The following is a 25,468-nucleotide window of genomic DNA, read 5'->3' as shown; positions in this document are numbered from 1 at the left end:
AAGGGGGACTGGTCTACCTAAAACGGTGGTGTGTTTTCCTCTCTTTAAAAGAGGGGTTAGGGGAGATTAAGGACATTGAATTTATGAAAATTAGTGAAAATTGGTTGCGTACATGGGTTAACCCAGCCGTTGATAGCAACACTTTATCTGACCAACTGACCATGCTGGGTTTAGAGGTCGATGATTTATCGCCTGCGGCAAAACCGTTCACTGGCGTGGTTGTTGGTGAAGTGTTGACTGTAGAGCAGCATCCCGATGCAGACCGTTTACGTGTTACCACGGTGAATATTGGTTTGGGTGAACCATTACAAATTGTATGCGGTGCACCAAACGTACGGGTTGGTATGAAAGCCCCTGTGGCAACTATTGGGGCTGTGCTTCCGGGCGATTTCAAAATCAAGAAAGGCAAACTTCGTGGTATTGAATCACAAGGTATGCTATGTGGTGCGTCCGAAATTGATCTAGAAGATAAAATTGATGGTCTTTTAGAGTTACCCGTTGATGCACCTGTCGGTGTGGATATTCGTGAATATTTAAATTTAGATGATCATGTGATTGACATCAGCATCACACCAAACCGTGGGGACTGTTTCAGTATCCGTGGTATTGCTCGTGAAATTGGGGTGATTAACCAACTGACCGTGACTGCACCTGAAATTAATGCCGTTGCTGCGACTATTGCTGATGAGAAAAAAGTTGTGGTGAGCACTGAAGGCTGCCCACGCTATTTAGGTCGTGTGATTAAAAACGTGAATACCAAAGCAGCAACCCCAGAGTGGATGGAACGTGCTTTGGTTCGCTCAGGGATTCGCCAACATAGTATTTTGGTTGATATTACCAATTATGTACTGATGGAGTTAGGGCAACCACTCCATGCTTTTGATGCAGCAAAAATTCAAGGTTCAGTCCAAGTTCGTCAAGCGAATACGGCGGAGAAATTAGTTCTACTGAATGAACAAGAAGTTGAGCTCAATGAAAAAGTCATGGTGATTGCGGATGATGAAAAAGCATTAGCGATTGCAGGCATCATGGGTGGCTTGTCTTCATCTGTTACCGATGAAACCCAAGACATTTTCTTAGAGTCTGCATTCTTTGCCCCATTAGCCATTGCAGGTCGTGCCCGTAGCTTTGGCTTACATACCGATGCGTCGCAGCGTTATGAGCGTGGCGTGGATTTTGAACTCCCAATGCTCGCGATGCACCGCGCATCACAATTGATTGCTGAATTGGCGGGTGGCGAGTTCGGTCCGATTACGACTGCGGAACAAGTGGCTGTTTTACCGAAGCGTGAAGCGATTGAGCTAGAACAGGCACAAGTGGATCAATTGCTCGGTTATCGCGTAGATGCTGCATTTATTGCGGATGCCTTAACCCGTTTAGGTTGTGCTGTGACGGTTAAAGCAGAAGGTCAGTGGTCTGTAGTACCGCCTTCACACCGTTATGATATGGCGATTTACCAAGACCTGATTGAGGAAGTCGCGCGTATTCATGGTTATGACAATATTCAAATCAGTTTGCCAAAAATTGAAGCGCAATTGGCTCAATATCAAGACCAATTTGAAATGGCTCAGCTTCGTCAAACTCTCGTGACTTTGGGTTATCAAGAAGCGATTAGCTTTAGCTTTGCAGACTTAAAGCTTGAGAAGCAACTCAATGCGGCGGTGAATCCTTTGGCTTTGGCTAACCCGATTTCAAGTGATTTAGCCGTGATGCGTTCAACACTGCTCTCTAGTTTGATTCCGTGTGTGCAATACAACGTTAACCGCCAACAAAGTCGTGTACGTTTTTTTGAATTGGGCCTACGTTTTGACTATCAAGATGCTGAATCTATTCATGATTTGAAACAAATTCCTACCCTTGCAGTGATTGCAACAGGTGCAAAAACGTCAGAAACTTGGCATGCTAAACCTCAAGCTATGGATTTCTTTGATTTCAAAGGTGAAATTGAAGAAGTATTGGCAGCAGGTCGTGTGCAGGTTGAATATGTTAGCTCTGAACGTAGCTGGTTGCATCCAGGACAGTCTGCTGAGGTTTTAGTCGATGGCAAATCTATTGGTTACTTTGGTCGATTACATCCATCTTTAGAAGATGTGCTGGATTTGAGCACAACTTGGGTGGCTGAACTTGATCAATCGGCTGTTTTGCAAACTTATGTATCTAATTTTACAGAATTATCACGTTTTCCGTCGGTTAGACGTGATATTGCGCTTTTAATTAGTGATAAGATAAATGTAAGTGAAATTCAGCAACTTATCGAAAAAACAGGCGGTGAGCTTTTGGACTCGACTTGGTTGTTCGATGTGTACACTGGGCAAGGCGTTGAAGATGGCAAGCGCTCATTGGCATTTGCACTTCTTTGGCAACACCCATCACGTACGCTTGAAGATGCTGAAATTAAATCTGGTATGGATCATATTTTACAAGTGTTGGAAAACACTTATCAGGCGACATTGAGGGCTTCATGACAGCATTAACAAAAGCGGAAATGGCTGACCATTTAAGTGAGCTCACGAGTTTAAACCGTCGTGAAGCTAAGCAAATGGTCGAGTTGTTTTTTGATGAGATTAGCCAAGCGCTAATCTCTGGTGAGCAAGTTAAACTTTCTGGTTTCGGTAACTTTGAGTTGCGTGATAAACGTCAACGTCCAGGTCGTAACCCGAAAACGGGTGAAGAAATTCCGATTTCTGCACGCCGTGTAGTGACCTTCCGCGCAGGGCAGAAATTCCGCCAGCGTGTGGGAAATGAGCAGATCGATTGATCTGCTTTTTTTTGCTTAAAATTTTGGGTGATCGTTTGGCTGATTCAATGCTTGCAAAATAATAGAATGTCGTTTTTTGATAAAATTTGAGTATAAAAAAAGAGAGCCACAGGCTCTCTTTTTGACTAATCTCTAAGAGATTAGTGAGCTTTAGCTTCAGAAGCAGCAGCAACAGTAGCTTCAGAAGCAGCAGCAGTAGCTTCAGAAGCAGCAACAGTAGCTTCAGAAGCAGCAGCAGCAGCATCTACAGCAACTTCAACAGCTTCAGATGCAGCAGCAACTTCAGATGCAGCTTCAGCAGCAGGAGCTTCTTCTTTCTTAGCACAGCCAACGAAAGCTAAAGTAGTAGCAACTGCAGCAGCAATAGCGATTTTTTTGAATAACATGGCATCACTCTCTAAAATATGAGATTAAAAAAAACCGACGTTAGTCTGTTGTGTGCTTTTATTGTTCCTAATTTTGTTAGGGACTAACAATGCAGGAGCAGCCTAACTGGTCTGCAAATATGCTATCACTGCGCATTTTGAATTGCTACTAGCTGGGATGAAAAAAGTGATAAAAAAGGTCTAAAAACAGGGCTTTTTTAACAGAAAATAACAATCAATGATGAGGTTAGTATTGGATAAGTACTAAATAAACATTTAAAAAGATGAAGGTTTTTATTTCAAATTTTTGTTTATCAAAAACTTGCAAATAAGTTTACAGAGAATGGAATGAAATGTTGCTTTGTGTAAGCTAAGTCAACCAAATAAAAAGGCTGTCGTTAAGACAGCCTTTTTAGGTGAAGCAGGTCGGATCAACTAGTTGCTTTACGCTTCATTTGATCAAAGAAATCATCGTTGGTTTTAGTTTCTTTCATGCGATCAAGTAAGAATTCCATTGCTGCGAGTTCATCTTGGGTATGAAGTAACTTACGTAAAATCCAGACTTTACGTAGATTATCTTCAGACATTAAGCGCTCTTCGCGACGTGTGCCAGATTTTTTAATGTTCATCGCAGGGAATACACGTTTTTCTGCAATACGGCGATCCAGTGTAATTTCTTGGTTACCTGTACCTTTAAATTCTTCGTAGATCACTTCATCCATTTTACTGCCTGTTTCAATCAGAGCTGTAGAAATGATGGTTAGTGAGCCACCTTCTTCAATATTACGTGCTGCACCAAAGAAACGCTTAGGGCGTTCTAGCGCATGTGCATCCACACCACCAGTTAAAACCTTACCAGATGAAGGCACAACCGTGTTGTAAGCACGTGCTAAACGGGTAATGGAGTCAAGAAGAATCACAACATCTTTCTTGTGCTCAACCAAACGTTTTGCTTTTTCAATCACCATTTCAGCCACTTGAACGTGACGAGCAGGAGATTCATCAAACGTTGACGCAATGACTTCACCACGAACAGTACGTTCCATTTCGGTCACTTCTTCAGGACGTTCGTCAATGAGAAGAACGATCAGGAAGCACTCAGGATTGTTACGCACGATCGACTGAGCGATGTTTTGTAACAACATGGTTTTACCCGCTTTTGGTGGCGCTACGATAATTGAACGTTGGCCTTTACCGATAGGTGCAACCAAGTCAACTACACGTGCAGTTAAATCTTCTGTCGTCCCATTGCCAAGTTCCATCACCAATTGCTCGGTTGGGAAAAGTGGTGTTAAGTTTTCAAACAAGATTTTGTTGCGTGAGTTTTCTGGTGTGTCGTAGTTAATTTGGTTCACTTTTAACAGTGCAAAATAACGTTCGCCTTCTTTGGGTGGGCGAATAGTTCCCGTAATGGTGTCACCAGTACGTAGATTGAAACGACGAATTTGAGATGGACTAACATAAATGTCATCTGGGCCTGCAAGGTAAGAACCCGCTGCAGAGCGTAAGAAGCCGAAGCCATCTGACAGAATTTCCAAAACGCCATCCCCAAAGATCTCTTCGCCATTCATCGCATGGCGTTTTAAGATGGCAAAAATAATGTCTTGCTTACGGTTACGAGCCATTCCTTCGAGGCCCATAAATTCAGCAATTTTGATGAGTTCGCCAATCGGTTTTTTCTTGAGTTCGGTTAAATTCATAGGAGGTCAGATAAGAATCAAAAATTCTAAATTACAGGATGAAAAGGAAGCAACATTTAGCCGCAGACATGCAATGAAGTAACGCAATTGTATTTGAACTATAACAATTCAGAGGACTGATTCATTGTTTGAAGAGAAACGTGTCAAAACAATTTGTATTGCCGAGCGGCGATCTTATGTGTTGTGTCTTTTAAGAAAATGACAGGATTGAATAATCCTTTATCTCTTGATCATGCAATATAAGAGAGAAAGTCAGACTTGTCAATTTATAGCCGAAAAAAATACGCTGTTGTTTAGACAGCGTATTTCATTTTCAATCTAAACGGATGCTTAAATGTTTTCTTCAATGAAAGCAGTCAATTTCGATTTTGGTGCAGCGCCCACTTGTTGAGCAACAACTTCACCATTTTTGAACATAAGTAATGCAGGGATGTTACGGATGTTATAGTTCACAGCCGTTGCTTCGCAAGAAGTCACGTCAACTTTAACAACCTTCACTTTACCTTCGTATTCGTTCGCCAATACTTCTAATACAGGTGCAATTGCTTTACATGGCGCGCACCAGCCTGCCCAGAAGTCAACAAGCACAGGAACGTCTGATTGAAGTACATCAGCGTCGAAGTTTATATCAGTTGTATTTACGATATTGCCAGACATGGATAGCTCCAGTTTCAATTTTTGGATAGTTTTATGGCTAATAGTATGTCATAGCCTGCTATCACTGAGTAGATGGATTACTAAATTTTCAACCTTTAGTTTGGATTTGTCTAATTGAAGCTCACGATGTTACTGATCGTGTAACACAATTGTCATATATGCTGAAATTTTAAAAGCTCGTCAATTTCTGACCACAAATGGCTTTTAAATTGCATGGAGGTGAATTAATCTAAGCACAATTCTGTATAGGTTTATATTAAATCATGTCTGATTTTTTGATTGATGAAGAGTTACTTGCTGCCATCGATATGGGGTCGAACAGTTTCCACTTGGCAATTGCACGTGTGGATCATGGCGAAGTGAAAAAAGTTGCGTCAATGTCAGAAAAGGTACAGTTAGCTGCGGGTTTAGATGAAAATAAAAATTTAACAGAAGCTGCACAGCAGCGTGGTTTGGCCTGTTTATCCCGCTTTGTTGGTCGTTTAAGTTCAGTTCAACCAAACCGTTTAAGAATTGTGGCGACCAACGCGCTGCGTCAAGCTAAAAATGGTCATGAGTTTATTCAAAAAGCGGCAGAAATTTTACCTAAACATATTGAAATTATTGCTGGCCGTGAAGAAGCACGTTTGATTTATTTGGGCGTATCCCACACCATGGAGAATAGTGGACGTCGCCTTGTGATTGATATCGGCGGTGGTTCAACTGAGTTGATTATTGGTGAAGAATTTGAGCCGATTCATACCGAATCTTTACAAATGGGCTGTGTGGCGTTTACCAAAGCCTTCTTTGTCGATGGTGAAATAAACCAAAAAAGTTTTGATAAAGCCGTGGTCGCAGCACGTAAGGAGCTGTCAGGGATTGCCAATACCTATAAAGAAGCGGGTTGGGATACGGTGGTCGGTTCGAGTGGAACCATCAAAGCGTGTCGTCAAATTACCGTAAATATGGGTTGGAGTAATGAAAAAGAAGAACTGACCCGTGACGGTTTAGATAAGCTCAAAGAAAAATTGCTCAAATATAAACACGTCTCTGAGATGGAGTTTGATGGTTTAAAAGAAGACCGTCGAGCAGTTTTGCCAGCCGGGATTGCTATTCTTTACGCCATTTTTGATGTACTTGAACTGGATAAGTTGGTGTATTCAGATGGTGCCCTGCGCGAAGGGGTCATGTACGACTTACTGGGGCGTTTTCAACATGAAGATATCCGAGATCGTTCTGTACAAGCGTTGATGGGCCGTTATAACGCCGATCCAAAACAAGCGGAACGAGTTGTGAACATGGCTCAACATTTGTTTGATGGCGTGGCAGAGTCACTAAAATTAACCACAGAAGACAGTGATTTACTGCGTCGTGCGGCTTATTTACATGAAATTGGTTTGGCGATTAGCCATGCCGGCTACCATCGTCATGGCGCATATTTATTGCAACATTCGGACATTGCGGGCTTCTCGCAAATTGATCAAAACCATTTGTCACATTTGGTAGCGCATCATCGCCGTAAGCTGCGCAGTGACGCGCGTGTCGATGTGATGAAAGTCGGCGGCAACAAATTAGTCTATCTGTGTTTGCTACTTCGCCTTGCTGTTTTACTCAATCATAGTCGTAGCGATCAGATGCTTCCTGCCATTGAATTAACAGTAGGCAATGCGCAACAATGGCAGCTGAGTGTTTCTGGTAATGCCGCGCAATGGCCTTTGCTGGTTGCAGACTTGCATGATGAGCAAGCGCAATTTAAGCATTGGGATGTTGAGCTGGATATCCAATCAGAACAATTTGTCGATGAATAAATTGGTCAATTAGGGATTTATGGTTGAGCTATGAAGAATAAAGCTGCGCAATCCAAAGCATGGACGACGGTTCAAATTGCACGTCATCCTGAGCGTCCGCAATTTTTAGATTATGTGAGTGAAATTTTTACCGAATTTGATGCTTTGCATGGTGATCGCTTATTTGGTGATGATGGTGCAATGATCGGTGGATTAGCTCGCTTTGATGGTCAGCCAGTCATGATTGTGGGTCAACACCGTGGTCGTAGTACGCGTGAAAAGTTACAACATAACTTTGGTATGAGTAACCCAGAAGGTTACCGTAAATCACAACGTTTACTCGATATGGCTGAACGTTTTAATCTACCCGTCTTTACCTTTATTGACACCATGGGTGCATATCCAGGTGTGGGTGCAGAAGAACGTGGTCAGGCTGAGGCAATTGCCACGTCTTTGGCACAACTTTCAAGCTTGAAAGTGCCTGTGATTGCAACTGTCCTTGGTGAAGGTGGTTCAGGCGGCGCACTGGGCATTGGCGTGGCTGACCGTGTGGTGATGTTGTCCCATAGTATTTATTCGGTCATTTCACCTGAAGGCTGTGCATCTATTTTATGGAAAACAGCTGAAAAAGCAGAGCAAGCTAGTGAAGCTTTGGCATTGACTGCTGAAAAATTACAGAAAATGGGTGTTGTTGAATATGTGGTCGATGAAGGTGAAGGTGCTCACCTCCACCCAGAACAGGTCATGCATGCTTTAAAAACTGTTTTAAAAGATGCTTTGGCTGAGTTGCAACCGATGGATGCGAATGAACGATGCGAAGCACGTTACCAACGTTTAATGAAGTTTGGCAGCGACAATTTAGGACTAGCGTCTTAACCGAGTTTCAGGATACACCTGAACAGCCTCATTTTTTAATCGGATGTAGTGGTGGCATGGATTCCATGTTACTACTCCATTTGATGTCTCATTTATTTCCCAAGCGCACTCGCGCCATTTATATTGATCATCAATTGCAGGATGTCAGTCCACAGTGGGGCAGCTTTGTTCAAGAACAGTGCTATGTCTTGGATGTTCCATGTGTGATTCAAGCGGTCGATGTTGACACAGGCAATGTAGAAAGCCAAGCCCGCAGTGCACGTTATGCTGCCTTTCAGAAGCATCTTCTTGCCAATGAAATTTTAGTTCTCGCGCATCATCAACAAGATCAGGCCGAAACTATCTTACTCCGATTACTCTCTGGTGCAGGGATTCATGGACTTGCCGCCATGCAGAGCCTCGACATACGAGAGCAATTTACAATTTGGCGCCCGCTATTGGCTTTGTCCAGACAGCAAATTGAGCTGTGGGCTGCTGATATGCAACTGAGAAATATTCAAGACCAAACCAATTTTGATACCAGTTATGATCGGGCATGGTGTCGAGCCGAATTATGGCCAATCTTAGAACAACGCTTTCCGAAAATGCAGCAAGCTTTGGCACGTACCAGTTATTTGATGCAAGATGCTGAATCCATTTTGACCGATGTGTTGGCGCAAGACTGGGCCAGTTGTGGGGATGCTTCGGTTTTAAATTTAACTTCATTTCGTCAGTTATCAGCACCGAGACAGCGACAGCTGTTGTCTGCTTGGATGAAAGGTGAGGACTTATATCGTCCTGCTTTTGATATGGTGCAACGCCTATTTGATGAGGTGATTGAATCCAAAGTCGATGCTCAGGCCGCTTTGCATTGGAATCAATACTATTATGTGCGTTATCAACAGCAACTCTTTCGAGTCCATAAGACCGAGTATTTGGCGGAACAATTTCAGACACTTGAACCAATTGAACAGCATTTTAGCCTACATCAAAGCTATAATCTGGCATCTGGGCAATATCAGATTGAAACACAAAAATATGGGCTGTCTGCTAAATTATTAGAGCAGCCTTTACAAATAAAACCACGTTTAGGCGGGGAAAAATTACATTTACATGGGCGTGTTGGGGCTTGGCCATTGAAAAAAGCCATTCAAAGTGCACAAATTTTTCCATGGCAACGTCACACAATACAAATATTAAGCATAGATAATGTTATGCTTGGTGTTTTTACGCCTAAAGGATTTTGGTTGATCGAGTCAGCTTATTGTGAAGCGGGTGGATGGCAACCAAATTTAATTGCTTAGTTAAAAAATTCGAGATAGAGAAATAATCATGAGCGCAGTGCTGAATCGTAATATTTGTTTTATCGGCGGTGGCAACATGGCTCAAGCCCTCATTGGTGGCTTGATTTCACGTGGTTTACCTTCAACTCGCATTACGGTTTCTGATCCTGTTGAACAAGTTCGTCATTTATTGGCTGAAAAAGACTTGGTGGTGACTGAGGATAACGCATCTGCTATTCGTGAAGCCGATGTCGTGGTCTTAGCGGTTAAACCTCAAGTTTTAGCCCATGTTTTAAAACCATTAAACGGTTTATTTGACGGTAAGTTGATTGTTTCGATTGTTGCAGGTGCTGAAATTGCCACGATTGCTGCACTCGCTGGCAGTGATCGTATTGTGCGTGTAATGCCAAATACGCCTGCTTTAGTACAAACAGGTGCGCATGGTTTATATGCCACTGAGACTGTAGATAAAGAAGACCGTGATTTGGCGAGCCAAGTACTTGCTGCGACTGGCTTAACTTTATGGGTAGGCGAGGAAGCACAAATTGATGCTGTGACTGCGGTGTCTGGTTCAGGTCCTGCGTATTTTTTCTATATGATGGAAAGCATGATCCGTGCAGGTAAAAACCTCGGCCTAGATGAAAAAGTGGCAACGGCATTGACGTTGCAAACTGCATTGGGTGCGGCACAAATGGCAATCACCAGCTCAAATACACCAGCTGAATTGCGTAAAAATGTCACTTCACCGAATGGTACAACCCAAGCGGCACTTGAAGTGTTTGATCGTGCACAAATTTCACAAAATATCCAAGCTGCATTGGCTGCTGCTCAAAAACGCAGTCAGGAACTCGCTCAAGAGCTAAGTGAAAGTAGCAAATAATCGTTTTATTTAGGAAAGTTCAAGTATGGGTGCAAACTCTGCGCTAATTTTTGGCATCATTATTAACGTTGCAATTTTACTGGTGTTCTTCCGCTTTCTCATGCAATTGGCAGCGGTTAACTTTTATAACCCAGTGGTGATGTCGACCGTAAAAGCCACAAAAATTGTGGATATGTTTGGTCGTATTTTTCCAAATGTAGCGAAAGGCCGCGTTAACTTAGCGGCTTTAGTGCTTTTGGTTTTATTGTACTTACTGAAAATTTTTGGTGTCATGTATCTCTCTGGGGCGATGCCAAATAGTCCTGTGCATTTGGTTATTTTAACTTTTGTGACCATGATTCAGGACTTGATTCGTTTCTGTCGTTACTTGATTTTTGCAACGATTATTTTAAGTTGGGTGGTGATGTTTACGCAGTCACGATCACCTTATATTGAGGTAATTCAGGAGCTTGCTGAACCATTGCTGGCGCCGTTTCGCCGTTTATTGCCGAATATGGGCATGATTGACCTTTCTCCAATTGTAGCGTTCTTGGCGCTGTATATTGCTGAAATGATTATGAATGAAGTGGCGATAGTTCTGCTCACTGGTTTATAAGATTGTAGTGATATAAAAAAGGACTCGATTGTGAGTCCTTTTTTTACGGCTGAAATTTTTTAGGTGAAGACGTTTATCTTTCTTCTAGGAGGCAAATGACCTCCATACCAGCCTTCCTCCTAGGAGGAGGAAGGCGCAAATGTTTTAGTGGGCTTCATCCCAGTTCCGACCTTTGCCGACTTCAACCAACAATGGCACAGAAATTTGCAAGACGGACTGCATCACGTCTGCTAGTTTCGAAGCTAGTTCATCTGCAATACTTTCATCAACTTCAAAAACCAATTCATCGTGTACTTGTAGTAGCATTTTGGCTTGATCTTTCGGTAGCATTTGATCAACTGCAACCATCGCCATTTTAATAATGTCCGCAGCAGAACCTTGTAGTGGTGCATTAATTGCAGCACGTTCGGCCGCTTGTTTGATCATTTTATTGCTTGCCATTATATCTGGCGTGTACAAGCGACGACCCAAAATGGTTTCAACAAAACCTTGTTCGCGGGCAATTTGACGGGTACGTTCCATATAGTCGAGTACGCCCGGATAACGTTGAAAGTATTTCGCAATATAGCCACGCGATTCTTCGCGGCTAAAACCGAGTTGACGGGTTAAGCCAAATTCAGACATGCCGTAGAGTAGACCGAAGTTGACGGCTTTGGCCTGACGACGTTGATCTGAGGTGACATCTTCGAGGGCGATACCTAAGACTTCAGCCGCAGTACGACGGTGTACATCTTGCCCATGATTAAAGGCATCGACCAAGGCTTCATCTTGCGAGAAATGCGCCATTAAACGCAGTTCAATTTGGGAATAATCGGCTGCCAATAACACGCGACCTTGTGGTGCAATAAAGGCTTTACGAATTTGACGTCCAATTTCCTCACGCACAGGAATGTTCTGTAAGTTGGGATCAGTCGAAGACAGACGACCAGTTGCGGTCAGTGCTTGGTGGTAACTGGTATGCACACGGTGAGTATCGCTGTTGGCTTGTTTTAATAAGCCATCGGTATAGGTGCTTTTGAGTTTGGATAAACCGCGATAGTCCAAAATTAGCTCGGTAATTGGGTGGTCAATCTTTTCTAAAACACTTTCAGAGGTACTGTACTGACCCGTTGCGGTTTTTTTGCCGCCCTTAAGTCCGAGTTTATCAAACAAAATCTCACCGACTTGCTTCGGCGAGCTGACATTGAAACTTTGTCCTGCCAGTTCGGTAATTTGGTTTTCAAGATTGGCCATAGTATTGGCAAACTCAACACCAAGTTGGTCAAGGAAGCCTAGATCCAATTCAATGCCATTTTCTTCCATGATGGTCAGGACACGCGCAACTGGCATTTCGACATTGTGCAAGATATTGACCAGTTCGGGATGCTTTTTTAGTTTGGCATCTAGCACTTCAAACAGGCGATAGGTCACATGTGCATCTTCAGCGGCATAGTGCGCGGCGGTTTCGATCTCAATTTGGTTAAAGGTTTTTTGTTTTGCGCCTTTACCTGCCACCTGTTCAAAGGTCGTGGTTAAGTGGCTGAGGTAAAGACGAGAAACGTCATCCATCCCGTGGCGAGTCGCCACAGCATTGAGTACATAAGATGCCAACATGGTATCGAAATACCAGCCTTTTAGTTCTATGCCATGATTTTCTAAGACATGCGCATCGTATTTCAAATGATGACCGATTTTTTGAACCGACTCATCTTCTAAAATCGGTTTAATTTGCGCCAAGATCTGTTCACAATCTAACTGTGCAGGTGCATTTTCATAATCATGTGCAAGTGGAACGTAATACGCATCTTGCGCATCGAACGCGACCGAAAAACCAACAATTTGCGCTACGCGATAGTCTAAACTGGTGGTTTCAGTATCAAAGGCAAAACGTTTTTCTGTACTTAAACGTTTGAATAATTGTGCCCACTGTTCTGCACTGAGCACAGTATGATAGTTCGCTTGACCCAGTTGGTCATCGACACTGCTTTGAGTGGCTTGATCTTCTGTATTGATAACAGTTTCAGATTGTGCTGATTTGACAATTTCTTGCGTTGCTTGTTTGTAGGTTGCACTATTAGGATTATTTGGATGATCCAGTGATTGCAACTGTTGGCGGAATTCCAGCTCGGTATACAGTGAACGCAAGGCTTCGGTATTCGGGTCTTGCAGTTTAAGATCGTCGAAGGTCAGTCCTGTCTCTAAGTCGCAGACGATACTTGCCAATTGATGATCTAGAGCAATGCCATCGGCATGTTCTCTGATGTTTTGACCGACTTTGCCTTTAATTTTATCGACATTTTCTAAGATGCCACCAATCGAGCCATATTCTGTTAACAGTTTTGCCGCAGTTTTGGCACCGACACCTGGAACACCCATAATGCCGTCAGAGGCATCACCCATTAAGGTCAGATAGTCAATAATTTGGTTTGGCCACACCCCAAACTTTTCAAACACGCCATTTACATCCATCGGCTTGTCTTTAAAGCTGTCTTCTAAAGTGACTTTATCGGTCACCAACTGTGCCATGTCTTTATCGCCTGTCGAAATCAGCACTTGCTGTCCCGCTGCTTCCGCACGTTTTGCCAATGTCCCGATGATGTCATCTGCCTCTGCACCTGGGAGCATGTATAAAGGGATACCCAAGGCACGAATCAAGGCATGCAAATATGGAATTTGTTCTGATAACTCCTCAGGCATACTTGGGCGGTCACCTTTATAAATGGGCGACAGCACATGACGGAAAGTCGGTTCAGGGGTATCGAAAATGACCGCCATATGCGTTGGTTGAGTACGACGCATCAGTTTCTGGATCGCAGAAATTGCTCCACGAATTGCATTGGTATGTAAGCCAGTTGACGTGGTGAGCGGTGGCAAAGCATGAAAAGCACGAAATAAAAAGTATGAGCCATCGACCAAGACAAATGGTGGCATTGCAAGATTCCTTATCCAAATAACCTGTTCATTGTACGTGATTTTGACGTAGAACAAAGTGTATTGATGTACCGATTGGCATAGATGGTTACCGTTCAGCGCTTAAAGATGCACTACAAGCTGATGTATGATTTGAAGATGAGAAAAAGAGATTGAGAACGGATGCAAACTGGACAGCGTGAAATTCGCATGATGTGGTTAATGGGGCTCACGATTGTTGCTATTGCAGCATGGTTTCTGGCCGTGCCGCTGTTGAGTGCATTGTGTGGAATTGCTTTGATCATGAGTGTTATGCACTATGTTGATAGCATTGAAAACCCTAGTATGACCTTGGCGGAACAACGAGGCATTGCTCTTCAGCCAACGTCAAAAGTGCCGCTTTACCTTGCTGCTTTCGTCATTTTAATTGGCATGGTGGGACAATGGGGCGGACTCATTGGATTGGGGATCAGTGGCTGGCTATTCTTTTTCTTTCGTTGGTTACGTCGTCTAGAATATCTATTGTTATCCGTGCAAGCACAGCCACATCAGGTGATATCTGACCGATTCACAGAATTTGAAAATTCTCCCTCTTTACCCACTACTCTAAACAACACGGATGATTTAAGTCTCAGTGAGCAAGTGAAACGCTGGCTTTGGCAGGGTAATCCTGTCTTAAAAGTTGCGATTGTGATACTGCTGATTGGGCTTATTTTATTATTACGCTTTGCCACCGAACATTGGCAGTTGAGTCTTGCTGTTAAGCTGAGCCTCGTCGCTGCGGTAAGTGTGGGCGTTGTGATCTTTGGTTATGTGCTTCGGCACAAAAACCGCAGTTTTGCTTTGGCTTTGGAAGCACTTGGACTGTCAGGTTTATTTTTGACTTTGTTTTTTGCTTACTACAACGGTGTGATTGCAAGTTTAGCGATTGCAAGCCTGTGCTTTGTGGTGGTGATGGCGGTTACACTTTGGCTCAGTTTAAAGCAGCAGTCGATTGAGCTGGCGTTGATGGCGATGATCATTGCTTATTTGGCGCCTTTTACTTTGCCTGTACGGAATGCCACTGCGATAGAGCTGGTGGTCTATTATTTGGTCATCAATATTGCGGTTGCTGTTTTAAGCACGTTCAGGCCGTGGAAAGTCCTCAATCAAATTGCTTTTATAATGACTGTGGTCGTAGGCGGCGCTTATGCCTTTTATCAGGGTAAAGCGCCTGAGCGAGGCATGCTAGCCGTGTTGGTTTTGGCACATAGTACGGTCTTTATTTGGTTGAGTTTTCGTTATAGCCAACTGTTGGCGCGTGAGGATTTAACTCAGTTTAAGTTAAAACCGATTTTGGATGTAGCTTTGATTTTTGCTGCACCCATTGTTGCTTTTGCTTTTTTGTATGTGATGTATTTTGAGGAAATGATTTGGCAGGCAGGTTTTAGTCTAGGCTTCGCAGCGCTCTATGCCATGCTTTATCAACTGCTAAAAAGAGCCCATAGCGTTGAGCTGATTGCGCAAAGTTATCTCAGTTTGACCTTGGTCTTCTTGGCGCTGATTCCCCCTATTTTACTACCTGATCAATGGGGTGTGGTGGGTTGGAGTGTTGAGGGTGCACTGATCTTTATGTATTCCTTATATCGAAATTCCGCTCTGAATCGTTATTTGGCAATGGGCTTATTGGCGGTAGCAGGACTGTCGAGTCTCTACTATGTGGTGGAGCTTAATCGTTTTCCAACGGAAGTTTATTGGGCGTTGTGTCTGAGTTATTTTGCTGTAGTTGCCGTTGCCAACAGTATAGAGCGCTTTAGACAACAGTTGTCTTTTGCCACGATTGCCTTTTTTTGCTTACAATTGCTTTCAGCAACCAGCATGTTGTTTATTTTGCTTTTAGATGAAATCGACAATAAAAGTCAGGTAACAATAGCGCTACTGATCATTACACTTTTATATAGCGTGTTGAATCAGTGGCTAGTCTACCGCAAAGCCAGTTGGTCATGGCTATTGCCCAAATGGGTTGGCTTGATTCCGCTCTATGCGGTTGCCTTTATTTTCTTAGTTGACCTGAGCCATGATGGCATCATTATGTGGCATTCTGGCTTAGACCGTGTATTGTTTGCTTTAACGAGCGGATTACTCACCTTGCTGTGGTTACGACCGTTACAGGGTGTGGAAGATGAGCTGGAATGGGTGAGTTTGGGTGCTTTATTGAGTTTGGCGCTCACCAGTTTAACCCTCATTCCAAGTATGCCATATCTGAGCATCGTTATTTTACCGCTGGCCTTTGCTGCATGGTGCTATACACAACCAACTCAAACGGGATGGAGACAGTTTTGGCAAGCACGCAATACCTTAGTGCTCATGTTGTTGTGGATTGTGTGTTCTCAGATATTTAGCCAACAAGCTTTTGTAGGGTACAGGTTACCCATTTTTAACCCATTTGACTGGGTCAGTATTGCGATGCTGATCGGTTTCATTTGGATGCTGAATTTACAAATGAAAGCAGGTTTGGAAAAAAGTCTGGGTGCTATTTTGATGATGTCGAGTCTACTTTGGCTTAGTAGTTATGTGGTGCTACGTGCGCTGCATGTCTATTTCCTCACACCCTATAATGAGTGGGAAATGTGGGAAAATGCTTTGGTGCAACTGAGCTTTACTTTGCTTTGGGTCAGTTTAGCCTTCATTTGCATGCTGACAGCAACCAAGCGTAATCTGCGTTCACTTTGGATTTTTGGTGGCTGTATTTTGGTATTGGTGATATTGAAATTAGTCTTGTTTGACTTATCTCATATAGGGACACTCACCCGCGTGATTTCATTTTTAGGCGCGGGTTTGGTGATGTTGGTGATTGCGTACATTGCACCGATGCCTGAGCTTGAGGAAAAGACCAATTAAATAAGTTCAGCTCCTTATGTCTGCAGGGATCATAAGGAGCTGAAGAGATTTATTTGATGTTCGGTTCTCGTTTCAAGGCTTGTGCATTGGCATATTGATCAATTTCTTCATTGGATAATGGACGCGAAAGCGGATGATCGACAAAACCCATTTTCGGCACAGGAATTTCGATTTGGTTATCTAAGAAACCATTACGAATACGTTCCTGCATTTCATCGCGCACTTGCAAAAAGTGTTCTTGCTGACACCACACGGCAAACAGTAACTCAATCGAAGACTCACGAAAGGCAGTAACGGTGACGGCTGGTTTCGGGTCGGCCAGTACCAAAGGATATTTATTAGCCACATCAATCAGTACCTCGCGTACTTTAATGATGTTCTCATGAAAGTTAATCGCTAGGGTGATTGGAATACGCCGTATTGGGAACTTAGAGAGGTTGTGAACAGGCGCTCGAATCAGTTGTTCATTCGGCAGTCGTACATAAATGTTATCCTGAGTGAGTAACTTAACCGAGAGGAGGTCAATTGAAATGACTTCACCTTCAATGGTATTGCCACGTATAAGGGTGATTGAAATGGTGTCACCAATTTCAAAAGAACCTTCACCAATCAGGAACAATCCACTGATTAAGTTGGATGCAGAGGTTTGTGAGGCAAAACCTAAAGCAACCGTCAAAATACCTGCGGCACCTAAAAACACACTCAGTTTAAAACCAGCTTCTTTGAGGCTGGCCATCACAAAAATTAGGAAAATAAAATAAAAAATACCACGACGCCAAACCAGTCGTTGGTGGGCGTTAAACTTGGTGCCAATGGTTCGGATAAAGGTATTTGAAACCAGACGCGCCAAGAGGAAACCAACAAAACACAGCACTAAGGCAATTAAGATTTCCGTTAGTCGTTCTGTATTGATGTTGGTGAAAATGCCTTTTAGGCTACTGGTAATTTCTTGGGGAATATTTGAGTTTGGCATCTGTCCCCCTTAGAAGAATGAATCAAACATATTAAATAATACGCTCGCTGAAGAGCGCGGTGGATGCACATAAATCACTTTGCCTGCATGCGGAGGCGTACGGTTCTCGATACGGATTCTCGGTGGTCGATCAATTCCTTCATGCAAGACTTTAATTTGCGATGTCCAAAGTCGATCCGTACTTTCACTATAAAATAAAGGTAGGGCTGAAACAGGCACGTTCATGCGGTCAAAACGCAGTTGTAAATGGCTGGTGTTGTGGAACTCAATGGGCGTCACTGCACGAAATGCACGGGGTTTGAGTTGATGTAATTCAGTTCGACCATCGACAGCTGTAGCATAGGCAATTTCACCTGTACGGTGGTTTGGCCCAAACCAAGTTTCTTTGGGTAAAATCACAGGAATATCAAATAGGGGATCTCGCTGACCTTCAATAAAACCTGAAATCCATAATGGGGTGCTGATATACAGCGTTCCGCGCTGACCAGCTGGAATATAAATCGGATCGACAGGTTTAATCACGACTGAACGATCGGCCAAACGTGGCATCAGTTGGATCGTATGGTGAGTGTTTTTAAACATGTAGCGTTTAATTTCAACGGGTTGTGGAAAGGCGAAATGTGGGTCTTCTATCGCATGCCATTTTTGCTCATAGTCATACTGAACTTGAGGACGATGAAACTCTAAACGCCACTCTTGTAGACCACGAGTGAGGCGAAAGAGTAATGAGCCAAATTGCCATGCACGGGCTTGATTCAGCTCGAAGTTGTATTCCCCCCACCATTTTAAATTGGGGCTATCCGATTCAAACAGTTCATTCATATTAGGCAACAGCACATTTCCTTATATTGCAAATCAGTGAAAAACAGACTTCACGCTGTCATATGCTTAGAGTACACTCAAAATAATATTTTTCATCATTATTATAATTTTAAGATGCAAGTGCTTAAACAATTACAAATTCCCTATAGTTTTGCGAAGCGTCATGGCGTGCTGTTGCGTTACGAAGGTGATCAAGCCTTTATTGTGCGCCGTGAAAGTACCCCGTTGTTGGCTTTGCAAGAGGCACGTCGTTTTTTAGGTGTGGCAGCACAACATCAACTGTGTAGTGATGAAGAATTTCATCAGCTTTTAAGCAGTAGCTATGCAGGGGACAGTGGCGAATCACAACAAGTGGCCGCTGGTTTAGAAGATCATCCCGATTTACTTAGTTTAGCTGACCAAGTGCCTGAAGCTGAAGATCTGATGGATCAAGAAGATGATGCTCCAATTGTTCGTTTAATTAATGCGTTATTGTCTGAAGCCATTCGTGTTGGCGCATCCGATATTCATATTGAAGCCTTTGAAAAGAAACTGTCGGTGCGTTTACGTGTCGATGGGCAATTACGTGAAATTGTTCAGCCACGCCGTGAACTTGCACCGTTATTAGTATCTCGTATTAAAGTTATGGCAAAACTGGATATTGCAGAAAAACGGATTCCGCAAGACGGCCGTATTTCACTGCGTTTGGCTGGGCGTGAAGTCGATGTGCGTGTATCGACTTTGCCATCATCACATGGCGAGCGTGTGGTGATGCGTTTATTAGATAAACAAGCCGGTCGTTTGAACATGACCCATTTGGGCTTATTGAAACCTGACTATGAGCGTTTAACACAGTTGGTGCACCGTCCACACGGGATTATTTTGGTCACAGGCCCGACAGGTTCGGGTAAAACAACAACGCTTTATGCGGCGCTTTCAGACCTTAATGATGGTTCGAAAAATATATTGACCGCAGAAGACCCGATTGAATACCAACTGGAAGGGATTGGACAGACACAAGTCAACACCAAAGTCGATATGACTTTTGCGAGAGCCTTAAAGGCCATGCTGCGTCAAGACCCAGACGTAGTCATGGTAGGTGAAATCCGTGACTTGGAAACGGCTGAAATTGCGGTACAAGCATCACTCACAGGGCATTTGGTTCTATCTACACTGCATACCAATACGGCCATTGGTGCGGTGACCCGCTTAAAAGATATGGGCATTGAACCGTTTTTGCTGTCGAGTTCTTTGATTGGTGTCATTGCACAGCGTTTAGTGCGCACCTTATGTAGTCATTGTGTGACATGGCGTGAAGCCGATACTTTTGAAACACAACTGTTTCAGCATTTGAATCCAAAAGCAGAACTTCAGTTACCTCAACCGAATGGCTGTGAACATTGTTCACATACGGGGTTCACAGGGAGGACGGCGATTTATGAAATTGTCGCTGTGGACGATCAGATGCGGCGTTTAGTTCATGGCAATGCCGCTGAATATGAATTGGAAAGTTATGCACGACAACACTCTGGCTCTATTCGTGATGATGGTTTGCGTAAAGTATTGGCGGGGAAAACCACACTGGAAGAAGTATTACGTGTGACCAATGAAGCGGCAGAGTAATGAATACAGCTAAAGATTAAAGTTAAAAAATGAAATTTTAACGGGTTCATTTATTTTGAAATGGAATGCCTTTAAAAAATGCAAGTTCCAGTGCTCTGTATTCCGTAATGTCATAACCAACTTTTTGTTTCATTAACTCAAAAAATGCTGTAAATGCTTTTTCATTTTTTAGCTCTTCGATCAGCTTTAAATACTCAATATAAGCTCTGGGCTTTTCTAGTCTGTATTTATGTGGTTCTACATTGTTTAGAAATCTAAAAACACGGCTGTCCCAAATCGCATATTGCTTTGGGTTTATAAAATGTAAGAGTTTTGATGTACCAACAAGTGAATTGTTAAAGGTAGTTTTTAGCGTTGTAAGTTGTTGTTCATTGATAAGTTTGCCTTTTTTGACTTCATTTAATATGAAGAGAACTTCTTCTGTATTTTTAAGATTTAGCGCTTTTAGGATCGTGGGCATCCAAGAATAAGTAAAACTTATTCCGATAACCAAATTCTCTAAATTGATAGATTCTAAATTTTGGAAGTAATTTAAAAAATAAGGATAGGAAAAGAGATAATTTTCTTCAGTCGATTTAAAATTATTTGCAATATTAGTCAGTTGAAGAAAAGTTTCATCATTTGATTTGTCACGTTTCATTTTAGGTGTTTTTCTACATTGTTTAAGTCAATATGGAATATTTGAATAAATTAAATCCACCTAAAAATAATATTTATTTTTAAGTGGATATTCATTTAAAAATTAAACAATCACATTCAACGTCACATCAATATTGCCACGCGTTGCATTTGAATAAGGACAAACGATATGGGCTGCATCCACTAATTTTTGCGCTTCTGCTTGCTCTAAACCTTCTAAGTGAATGTTCAAGGTCACTTGAATACCAAAACCTGTTGGAATAGGGCCAATACCTACATCACCTTCGATATAAACATCAGGTGTAATTTTTAATTGGTCACGATTAGCAACAAACTTCATTGCACCTAGAAAACATGCAGAATAACCTGCAGCAAAAAGCTGTTCAGGGTTGGTTCCACCACCTGCGCCGCCCATTTCTTTAGGAACGGTGAGTTTTACATCTAAAATTCCATCAGAAGAGGTTGCGCGACCATCACGGCCACCTGTCGCTTTAGCATGTGCTGTATAAACTACTTTTTCTAAAGACATTGTGATTCCCTGAATATTGTATTTGAGTTCTTATCCTGTCCTAACTTGCAGAAAGAATAAGCAGTGTTTTTGTAAATTTATATAGAGTATGCTTGCGTTTAAATTGAGGGTTTAGTTAATTAAAAATCAATGGTATAGAATCCTATTGTTGTTTTTTTTAACATTCGCAATCGGGGCTTGTCGATGCGAATGAAAACTGAGAGTGATTCGAGGGATTATTAATTTTTAAAGATAAATAGAGTCATGTATTTTATGAGAGTTAGAGCTACTCAATGCAAGAGCAGCAAATCAATATCAAGTTTTTGTGAGAAGACTGACGTTATTTTAAATGATCGCGGCTTGATTAAAATTGCACTAATTTTCGGTGTTGAATTAACGGCATGCTTTCACGAATTTGAGCTTGTTCCGCCAAGTCAAAAGGAACCGTAATCAACTGTGAGCCAGGGTTAAGAATCAAATCCAAAACTTGACCACGGCTATTGGTTGCTGCTGCATGTCCCCAAGTTTGTCTCTTTTCACCATGCCAACCTTGTTGCGCTGCGCCTAAAACCTGACATTGACTGTCCATTGCACGGGCTTGTAATAATAACTGCCAGTGCATTTGCCCCGTAGTGTAGGTAAATGCAGCAGGAGCAGTCAAAATATTTGCACCACGCGCGCGTAAAGTTAAAGCCAGTTCAGGAAAGCGTAAGTCATAACAGACCATTAAGCCAATATTACCAAAAGGTGTTTTTGCCACAACGACATCTGTACCGGGTTCAAAAAACTTAGATTCTTGGTAACCACCCACAGCATCGCCAACTTGTACGTCAAACAAATGAATTTTGTCATAACGTGCTTCGGTCCGTTCAGGGCTAATACAAAGACTGACTGTACGAACACGACCATCTTCAATAACAGAACCATCTGGACGGAACGGGCATGGGAGAGTGCCCGCGACGATCCAGATCTGATATTGATGAGCAAGATTTTCTAAACGCTTTTGAATGTCTTCAAACTGTGCTGCGGTCTCACGTTGTTTGCCTGCGGCAAAACAAACGAAGTTTTCGGGGAACACAATAAGTTCAGCACCATTTACTTTACTTTGTTGAATGAGAGACTCAATGACAAGGAGGTTTGCTTCGATGTCATTTTGAGAGTTCATCTGTACAACAGAAAGTAAAGTCATAAATGGGCCTACAAAATTTGTTGTTATGCGTTTTGTTGCTGTGACACTTGATCGAGGCTGTCTTGTTCTTTTTGCAACTGTTTGACCAAAGGTTCAAACATATTTTGATTACTTTGATTCAGTTTCATCAAAGTCTTATGTGCATCTAGTACAGTGTTTAACATATTACGATGCGTAATGTGCTCTTCCATCAGTTCGAGGGTACAAACATTTGGATCGCCACAGTAGTTTAAAATCACAAAAACCTGCCCTAGCCCCATACTGTTGGCTAAGGTAGTGATATCGGAGTTGGTGGACAACATGACAGCTTGGATATTATGGATCTGTTTAAGCTTTAAGCCTAACTTTGCCAAAATGCCTAACACCGTGCTGTCGATGAATGTAGTTTGAGTTAAATCTACGATTGCACCAACAACATTTGACTGTTGTTCAATACGGTTTAAAAGTTTGTCTAGACTAATACAAGATTGGGCACGCACTTCGCCAATAAGCTTAAAAATATGCGTTCCATTCAAGCTTGCATATTCAACATGACCTGTTGACATATAAATGCCATTTGCAGAGAAGGATAGGAAATTATCCCATAGGGCAAATACTTACTCAAGTATCTAACAGTCTTAGAAGGTAGGATATTGTAATAAGTTATTGATAATTTGATTAATTCATTCGACGTAAACTTAATATAGCAATATCGTCTGCAACATGTTCTGGTGCTTCAAAGGATTGATTTTGCAAATGATAGACCAATTGTGTGAACTGATCATTCAGTCCACCATTAAAGGGTTCGAGTGCGCCATCGGAGCAAATAATGAAGCGGGCATGGCGGTTGAGCACACATTCATGCTCTTCAACTTCTAGCTCTTCAGTAAGGCCCAAAGGAAAACTGCTGGTATGTAATATTTTTGGAGCTTGATTTGGTTCAAAGATAATTGCGGGGGGGTAATGTCCTGCACTCGACCAACGAAGTTGATGTGTTTCGAGGTTTAAAATCCCTGCAATCATGGTGATGTGCTTCTCAATATTCTCCTGAACCAACATGCCATTGAGTTTCTTAATGAGTTCGCGTGGTGTTTTGGCACGACCATGAAAAGCCGCCATCCAAGAGGTTAATAAGCTGCTGGTGACCCCGTGACCGGATACATCAGCCAAATAGAACATCACTTCTTTATCGCTAATTTTCCAATAATCAAACCAGTCTCCGGACAAATAAGCAGAAGGCTGAAAAAACGTTTCAACGGTGTAGTTTTGGAGTTCTATTGGATTTGGTAAAAGTCGCTTTTGTAACTCTGCTGCGGAAGGTAAATCTCGACTGTCTTGATTACGTTTATATTGCGCATCAATTTTGAGTAAGGATTGTTGAGGATTGCTGGGTAGTTTATTCCACATCCAACCTGCTAAAGCACCGAGTTCCCATGCTTGGGCTAAAGCACTACCTTCATTTTCAAAGGCGAGGACAATGGTAGGCAGTGTCCATTTATAATCTAAATAATCTTGGATATCGGCAATAGCAATAATAGTCGGGTCATAAAGATCAATGTCTTCTATGCGAATCATTTGCACACTTGGTAGTGTGTCTAGCACCTGTTCTAAACATGGAATATGGCGAGAGGGTTGAATGAAATACATAAAAAAAATGGCTTATCCTTAGCATTAAGCTATTGCTTTACTATAACAAGCAAATTACAGCTAGAGAAAAAAATTTCAACTCTAGCTGGAATACATTGTTATTCCGTATCTAACATTTGATGTGATTCATTGGTGGATGGAGGGTTAGATGAATCATCATCACCGACATCATCAATAAACATCCCTTCAGCTTCTTGGCCTTTTTTCTCAGCAATAATGAAGTTTTTACGCTGTAAATAAATATCACGAATTGAAGAATATTTGTCGCCTTGAATCGCACCCTCAATATCAATCAGTTGTGATCGCACATCAATACCACGTAAAGTCTGTTCAGCCCAATACAGGCCTTCTTCATCTTCTAAAATGTATCTTTGAGGACGTGCATAGCCATCAACAACCAAGCCAAAGCCATCACGGAAAGTACTTGGCCCAAAAACAGGAAGTACTAGGTATGGGCCAGATGGAACCCCCCAATAGCCAAGAGTCGTACCAAAGTTTTCATCTTCAGTTTCTAAACCCAAACGCGAAGCAGGATCTGCAAAACCTAAAGTAGTTACCGTATTAATGGTGAATCGACCTAACGTTTTTGCGGCACGGCCAGGACGACCTTGTATAAGTTGGTTCACTGCATTCCAAGGTTCACCTAGGTTTTTACGAAAGCCACTATAAGAGTCACGAATCGGAGAAGGGATCTTTTCTTTATATTCCACCGCAATTGGGCGAACGATCGCACGATCTAAAGCATCATTAACGGCAAAAATTTGTCTATTTAAAGGTTGAAGCGGATCTTTTACATTATCAGGTTGTGCTGCGTTGGCATCTACTTTTAAATCTTTCGCTTTAATATTCTTTAATTCTTTAAGCGAAGAAGATTGAGCTGTTTGCGGATCAGCACTGGTATCTATTTCGCTGGCAGCTGTAGGTGCTACATCTTCAGCAAATGCAAATGTTGTAAAGCCTACAAAGAGTAGACCAGCACATAAGTGGCGAATGTGTTGCATATAAAAGAATTCCGGAACTTTATAATCAGCAGGTGAATTAAAAAAATAATCTCTTAACTATCTTAACAGCTCTTTATTGCTCATTGTTAAATCAAATTTTAAGAAATGTTAGTAAAAAAGCATTATTTTGCTGAATAAATAAACAAGTGGGAGTTTTTTTATAAATAATTGAGAAAAGGGGGTTGTGTTGGGTTAGAAATGCTGTAGAATGCACATCCATCGGCGGTGATGTTGATTAAAACTTGTTGAGAAACAAGGATTTAGCCCAAGTGGTAGAATCTGAAAGTCTTGAATGGGTTTAAAAATAATTAACAAAACCAGTTGACTTCTTCTTGAAAGAGAGTAGTATAGCCGACCTAGCTTGCTGATGACGAATCAGCAAGAAGATCATTAAGAGATTATGAAGAACAACTTGTGTGGATTTTTACTGATTGATCGATCGAAAATATTTCATTGATTGAATGGTAAAAATTACTCGAA

21 protein-coding genes are annotated in these 25,468 nt (G+C 42.1%); 9 read left to right on the top strand and 12 right to left on the bottom strand.

Annotated features, from left to right (window positions below):
• Window positions 1-83 precede the first annotated feature (83 nt).
• The gene (pheT, locus tag ACG9ZB_RS02235) at window positions 84-2,465 is read left to right on the top strand and encodes a phenylalanine--tRNA ligase subunit beta (RefSeq protein ID WP_419323828.1); all 2,382 of its coding nucleotides are present in this window, start codon (window positions 84-86) and stop codon (window positions 2,463-2,465) included.
• Window positions 2,462-2,758, top strand: coding sequence for an integration host factor subunit alpha (locus tag ACG9ZB_RS02230; protein WP_004649746.1), 297 nt, complete (start codon window positions 2,462-2,464; stop codon window positions 2,756-2,758). The genes pheT and ACG9ZB_RS02230 overlap by 4 nt, the downstream gene beginning before the upstream one ends.
• A 140-nt stretch (window positions 2,759-2,898) precedes the next feature.
• Here the strand turns inward: ACG9ZB_RS02230 and ACG9ZB_RS02225 are convergent, their stop codons facing one another.
• The 3 genes from ACG9ZB_RS02225 to trxA all read right to left on the bottom strand — a co-directional run bounded on the left by ACG9ZB_RS02225 (window position 2,899) and on the right by trxA (window position 5,480).
• Entirely contained in the window at window positions 2,899-3,144 is a 246-nt protein-coding gene (locus tag ACG9ZB_RS02225; protein ID WP_419323826.1) for a hypothetical protein, read from the bottom strand.
• A gap of 410 nt (window positions 3,145-3,554) precedes the next feature.
• A complete protein-coding gene (gene rho / locus ACG9ZB_RS02220) occupies window positions 3,555-4,823 on the bottom strand; it encodes a transcription termination factor Rho (RefSeq protein ID WP_004692266.1) in 1,269 nt (422 codons plus the stop codon).
• Window positions 4,824-5,153: 330 nt separating this feature from the next.
• Window positions 5,154-5,480 carry a thioredoxin gene (gene trxA / locus ACG9ZB_RS02215; protein WP_419323824.1) on the bottom strand — a complete coding sequence of 109 codons (327 nt, stop codon included), beginning with the start codon at window positions 5,478-5,480 and terminating at the stop codon, window positions 5,154-5,156.
• Window positions 5,481-5,743: 263 nt separating this feature from the next.
• Here trxA and ppx point away from each other — a divergent pair, with 263 nt between their 5' ends.
• Genes ppx through ACG9ZB_RS02190 form a run of 5 tightly spaced genes read left to right on the top strand, consistent with a single transcriptional unit; the run spans window position 5,744 to window position 10,859 of the window.
• On the top strand, window positions 5,744-7,267 hold the full coding sequence (gene ppx, locus ACG9ZB_RS02210) for an exopolyphosphatase (RefSeq protein WP_086209831.1): 1,524 nt from the start codon (window positions 5,744-5,746) through the stop codon (window positions 7,265-7,267).
• A gap of 30 nt (window positions 7,268-7,297) precedes the next feature.
• Window positions 7,298-8,122: an acetyl-CoA carboxylase carboxyltransferase subunit alpha gene (locus ACG9ZB_RS02205; RefSeq protein ID WP_086209830.1), complete on the top strand. Its 825-nt coding sequence runs from the start codon at window positions 7,298-7,300 to the stop codon at window positions 8,120-8,122.
• Window positions 8,059-9,405, top strand: coding sequence for a tRNA lysidine(34) synthetase TilS (tilS, locus tag ACG9ZB_RS02200; RefSeq protein WP_419323822.1), 1,347 nt, complete (start codon window positions 8,059-8,061; stop codon window positions 9,403-9,405). Before ACG9ZB_RS02205 ends, tilS begins: the two co-directional genes overlap by 64 nt.
• Before the next feature lie 28 nt (window positions 9,406-9,433).
• On the top strand, window positions 9,434-10,264 hold the full coding sequence (proC, locus tag ACG9ZB_RS02195; RefSeq protein ID WP_419323820.1) for a pyrroline-5-carboxylate reductase: 831 nt from the start codon (window positions 9,434-9,436) through the stop codon (window positions 10,262-10,264).
• Window positions 10,265-10,289: 25 nt separating this feature from the next.
• Entirely contained in the window at window positions 10,290-10,859 is a 570-nt protein-coding gene (locus tag ACG9ZB_RS02190) for a YggT family protein (RefSeq protein ID WP_004979206.1), read from the top strand.
• A gap of 144 nt (window positions 10,860-11,003) precedes the next feature.
• Here the strand turns inward: ACG9ZB_RS02190 and polA are convergent, their stop codons facing one another.
• The gene (gene polA, locus ACG9ZB_RS02185) at window positions 11,004-13,769 is read right to left on the bottom strand and encodes a DNA polymerase I (protein ID WP_419323818.1); all 2,766 of its coding nucleotides are present in this window, start codon (window positions 13,767-13,769) and stop codon (window positions 11,004-11,006) included.
• A gap of 162 nt (window positions 13,770-13,931) precedes the next feature.
• Between polA and ACG9ZB_RS02180 the strand changes: the two genes are divergently transcribed.
• Window positions 13,932-16,628, top strand: a complete 2,697-nt coding sequence (locus ACG9ZB_RS02180) for a DUF2339 domain-containing protein (protein WP_419323816.1) — start codon at window positions 13,932-13,934, stop codon at window positions 16,626-16,628.
• Between the two features lie 49 nt (window positions 16,629-16,677).
• On the opposite strand, the gene ACG9ZB_RS02175 is transcribed toward ACG9ZB_RS02180, so the two are convergent.
• Together ACG9ZB_RS02175 and ACG9ZB_RS02170 are read right to left on the bottom strand one after the other, a co-directional pair.
• Complete coding sequence (locus ACG9ZB_RS02175) at window positions 16,678-17,601, bottom strand: mechanosensitive ion channel family protein (RefSeq protein ID WP_004692251.1); 924 nt, start codon at window positions 17,599-17,601, stop codon at window positions 16,678-16,680.
• A gap of 9 nt (window positions 17,602-17,610) precedes the next feature.
• Window positions 17,611-18,423, bottom strand: a complete 813-nt coding sequence (locus ACG9ZB_RS02170) for a hypothetical protein (RefSeq protein WP_419324173.1) — start codon at window positions 18,421-18,423, stop codon at window positions 17,611-17,613.
• A gap of 114 nt (window positions 18,424-18,537) precedes the next feature.
• On the opposite strand from ACG9ZB_RS02170, the gene gspE reads away from it, so the two are divergent.
• Window positions 18,538-20,025 (top strand): type II secretion system ATPase GspE, encoded by a 1,488-nt coding sequence (gene gspE, locus ACG9ZB_RS02165; protein ID WP_419323814.1) that lies wholly within the window; start codon window positions 18,538-18,540, stop codon window positions 20,023-20,025.
• A 46-nt stretch (window positions 20,026-20,071) separates the two neighbouring features.
• Here gspE and ACG9ZB_RS02160 read toward each other — a convergent pair whose 3' ends face one another.
• From ACG9ZB_RS02160 to ACG9ZB_RS02135, 6 genes are all read right to left on the bottom strand, one after another.
• On the bottom strand, window positions 20,072-20,665 hold the full coding sequence (locus ACG9ZB_RS02160) for a hypothetical protein (RefSeq protein ID WP_419323812.1): 594 nt from the start codon (window positions 20,663-20,665) through the stop codon (window positions 20,072-20,074).
• A 102-nt stretch (window positions 20,666-20,767) separates the two neighbouring features.
• Window positions 20,768-21,193, bottom strand: a complete 426-nt coding sequence (locus tag ACG9ZB_RS02155) for an organic hydroperoxide resistance protein (protein ID WP_005400731.1) — start codon at window positions 21,191-21,193, stop codon at window positions 20,768-20,770.
• A gap of 343 nt (window positions 21,194-21,536) precedes the next feature.
• The gene (locus tag ACG9ZB_RS02150; protein WP_419323810.1) at window positions 21,537-22,361 is read right to left on the bottom strand and encodes a carbon-nitrogen hydrolase family protein; all 825 of its coding nucleotides are present in this window, start codon (window positions 22,359-22,361) and stop codon (window positions 21,537-21,539) included.
• 23 nt (window positions 22,362-22,384) lie between these two features.
• Entirely contained in the window at window positions 22,385-22,906 is a 522-nt protein-coding gene (gene gigB / locus ACG9ZB_RS02145; protein ID WP_004979226.1) for an anti-anti-sigma factor GigB, read from the bottom strand.
• A 112-nt stretch (window positions 22,907-23,018) separates the two neighbouring features.
• Window positions 23,019-23,987 carry an RsbU family protein phosphatase GigA gene (gene gigA, locus ACG9ZB_RS02140; protein ID WP_126037913.1) on the bottom strand — a complete coding sequence of 323 codons (969 nt, stop codon included), beginning with the start codon at window positions 23,985-23,987 and terminating at the stop codon, window positions 23,019-23,021.
• A gap of 98 nt (window positions 23,988-24,085) precedes the next feature.
• Complete coding sequence (locus ACG9ZB_RS02135) at window positions 24,086-24,988, bottom strand: VacJ family lipoprotein (protein ID WP_348958303.1); 903 nt, start codon at window positions 24,986-24,988, stop codon at window positions 24,086-24,088.
• Window positions 24,989-25,468: the final 480 nt, after the last annotated feature.

The sequence above is a fragment of the Acinetobacter johnsonii genome, from assembly GCF_048551975.1.
Classification (GTDB): Bacteria; Pseudomonadota; Gammaproteobacteria; order Pseudomonadales; family Moraxellaceae; genus Acinetobacter; species Acinetobacter johnsonii_A.
Note: the sequence above shows the minus strand (reverse complement) of the source record. Positions and strands in the feature narration are given on the sequence as shown.

Coding starts and splice junctions, on each gene's coding strand:
- ACG9ZB_RS02180 (WP_419323816.1), top strand. CDS start 13,932: ATGCAAACTGGACAGCGTGAAATTCGCATGATGTGGTTAATGGGGCTC.
- ACG9ZB_RS02230 (WP_004649746.1), top strand. CDS start 2,462: ATGACAGCATTAACAAAAGCGGAAATGGCTGACCATTTAAGTGAGCTC.
- ACG9ZB_RS02175 (WP_004692251.1), bottom strand. CDS start 17,601: ATGCCAAACTCAAATATTCCCCAAGAAATTACCAGTAGCCTAAAAGGC.
- polA (WP_419323818.1), bottom strand. CDS start 13,769: ATGCCACCATTTGTCTTGGTCGATGGCTCATACTTTTTATTTCGTGCT.
- ACG9ZB_RS02225 (WP_419323826.1), bottom strand. CDS start 3,144: ATGTTATTCAAAAAAATCGCTATTGCTGCTGCAGTTGCTACTACTTTA.
- proC (WP_419323820.1), top strand. CDS start 9,434: ATGAGCGCAGTGCTGAATCGTAATATTTGTTTTATCGGCGGTGGCAAC.
- ACG9ZB_RS02170 (WP_419324173.1), bottom strand. CDS start 18,423: ATGAATGAACTGTTTGAATCGGATAGCCCCAATTTAAAATGGTGGGGG.
- trxA (WP_419323824.1), bottom strand. CDS start 5,480: ATGTCTGGCAATATCGTAAATACAACTGATATAAACTTCGACGCTGAT.
- tilS (WP_419323822.1), top strand. CDS start 8,059: ATGCGAAGCACGTTACCAACGTTTAATGAAGTTTGGCAGCGACAATTT.
- gspE (WP_419323814.1), top strand. CDS start 18,538: ATGCAAGTGCTTAAACAATTACAAATTCCCTATAGTTTTGCGAAGCGT.
- gigB (WP_004979226.1), bottom strand. CDS start 22,906: ATGTCAACAGGTCATGTTGAATATGCAAGCTTGAATGGAACGCATATT.
- ACG9ZB_RS02160 (WP_419323812.1), bottom strand. CDS start 20,665: ATGAAACGTGACAAATCAAATGATGAAACTTTTCTTCAACTGACTAAT.
- rho (WP_004692266.1), bottom strand. CDS start 4,823: ATGAATTTAACCGAACTCAAGAAAAAACCGATTGGCGAACTCATCAAA.
- ACG9ZB_RS02155 (WP_005400731.1), bottom strand. CDS start 21,193: ATGTCTTTAGAAAAAGTAGTTTATACAGCACATGCTAAAGCGACAGGT.
- ACG9ZB_RS02190 (WP_004979206.1), top strand. CDS start 10,290: ATGGGTGCAAACTCTGCGCTAATTTTTGGCATCATTATTAACGTTGCA.
- pheT (WP_419323828.1), top strand. CDS start 84: ATGAAAATTAGTGAAAATTGGTTGCGTACATGGGTTAACCCAGCCGTT.
- ACG9ZB_RS02205 (WP_086209830.1), top strand. CDS start 7,298: ATGAAGAATAAAGCTGCGCAATCCAAAGCATGGACGACGGTTCAAATT.
- ppx (WP_086209831.1), top strand. CDS start 5,744: ATGTCTGATTTTTTGATTGATGAAGAGTTACTTGCTGCCATCGATATG.
- ACG9ZB_RS02150 (WP_419323810.1), bottom strand. CDS start 22,361: ATGACTTTACTTTCTGTTGTACAGATGAACTCTCAAAATGACATCGAA.
- gigA (WP_126037913.1), bottom strand. CDS start 23,987: ATGTATTTCATTCAACCCTCTCGCCATATTCCATGTTTAGAACAGGTG.
- ACG9ZB_RS02135 (WP_348958303.1), bottom strand. CDS start 24,988: ATGCAACACATTCGCCACTTATGTGCTGGTCTACTCTTTGTAGGCTTT.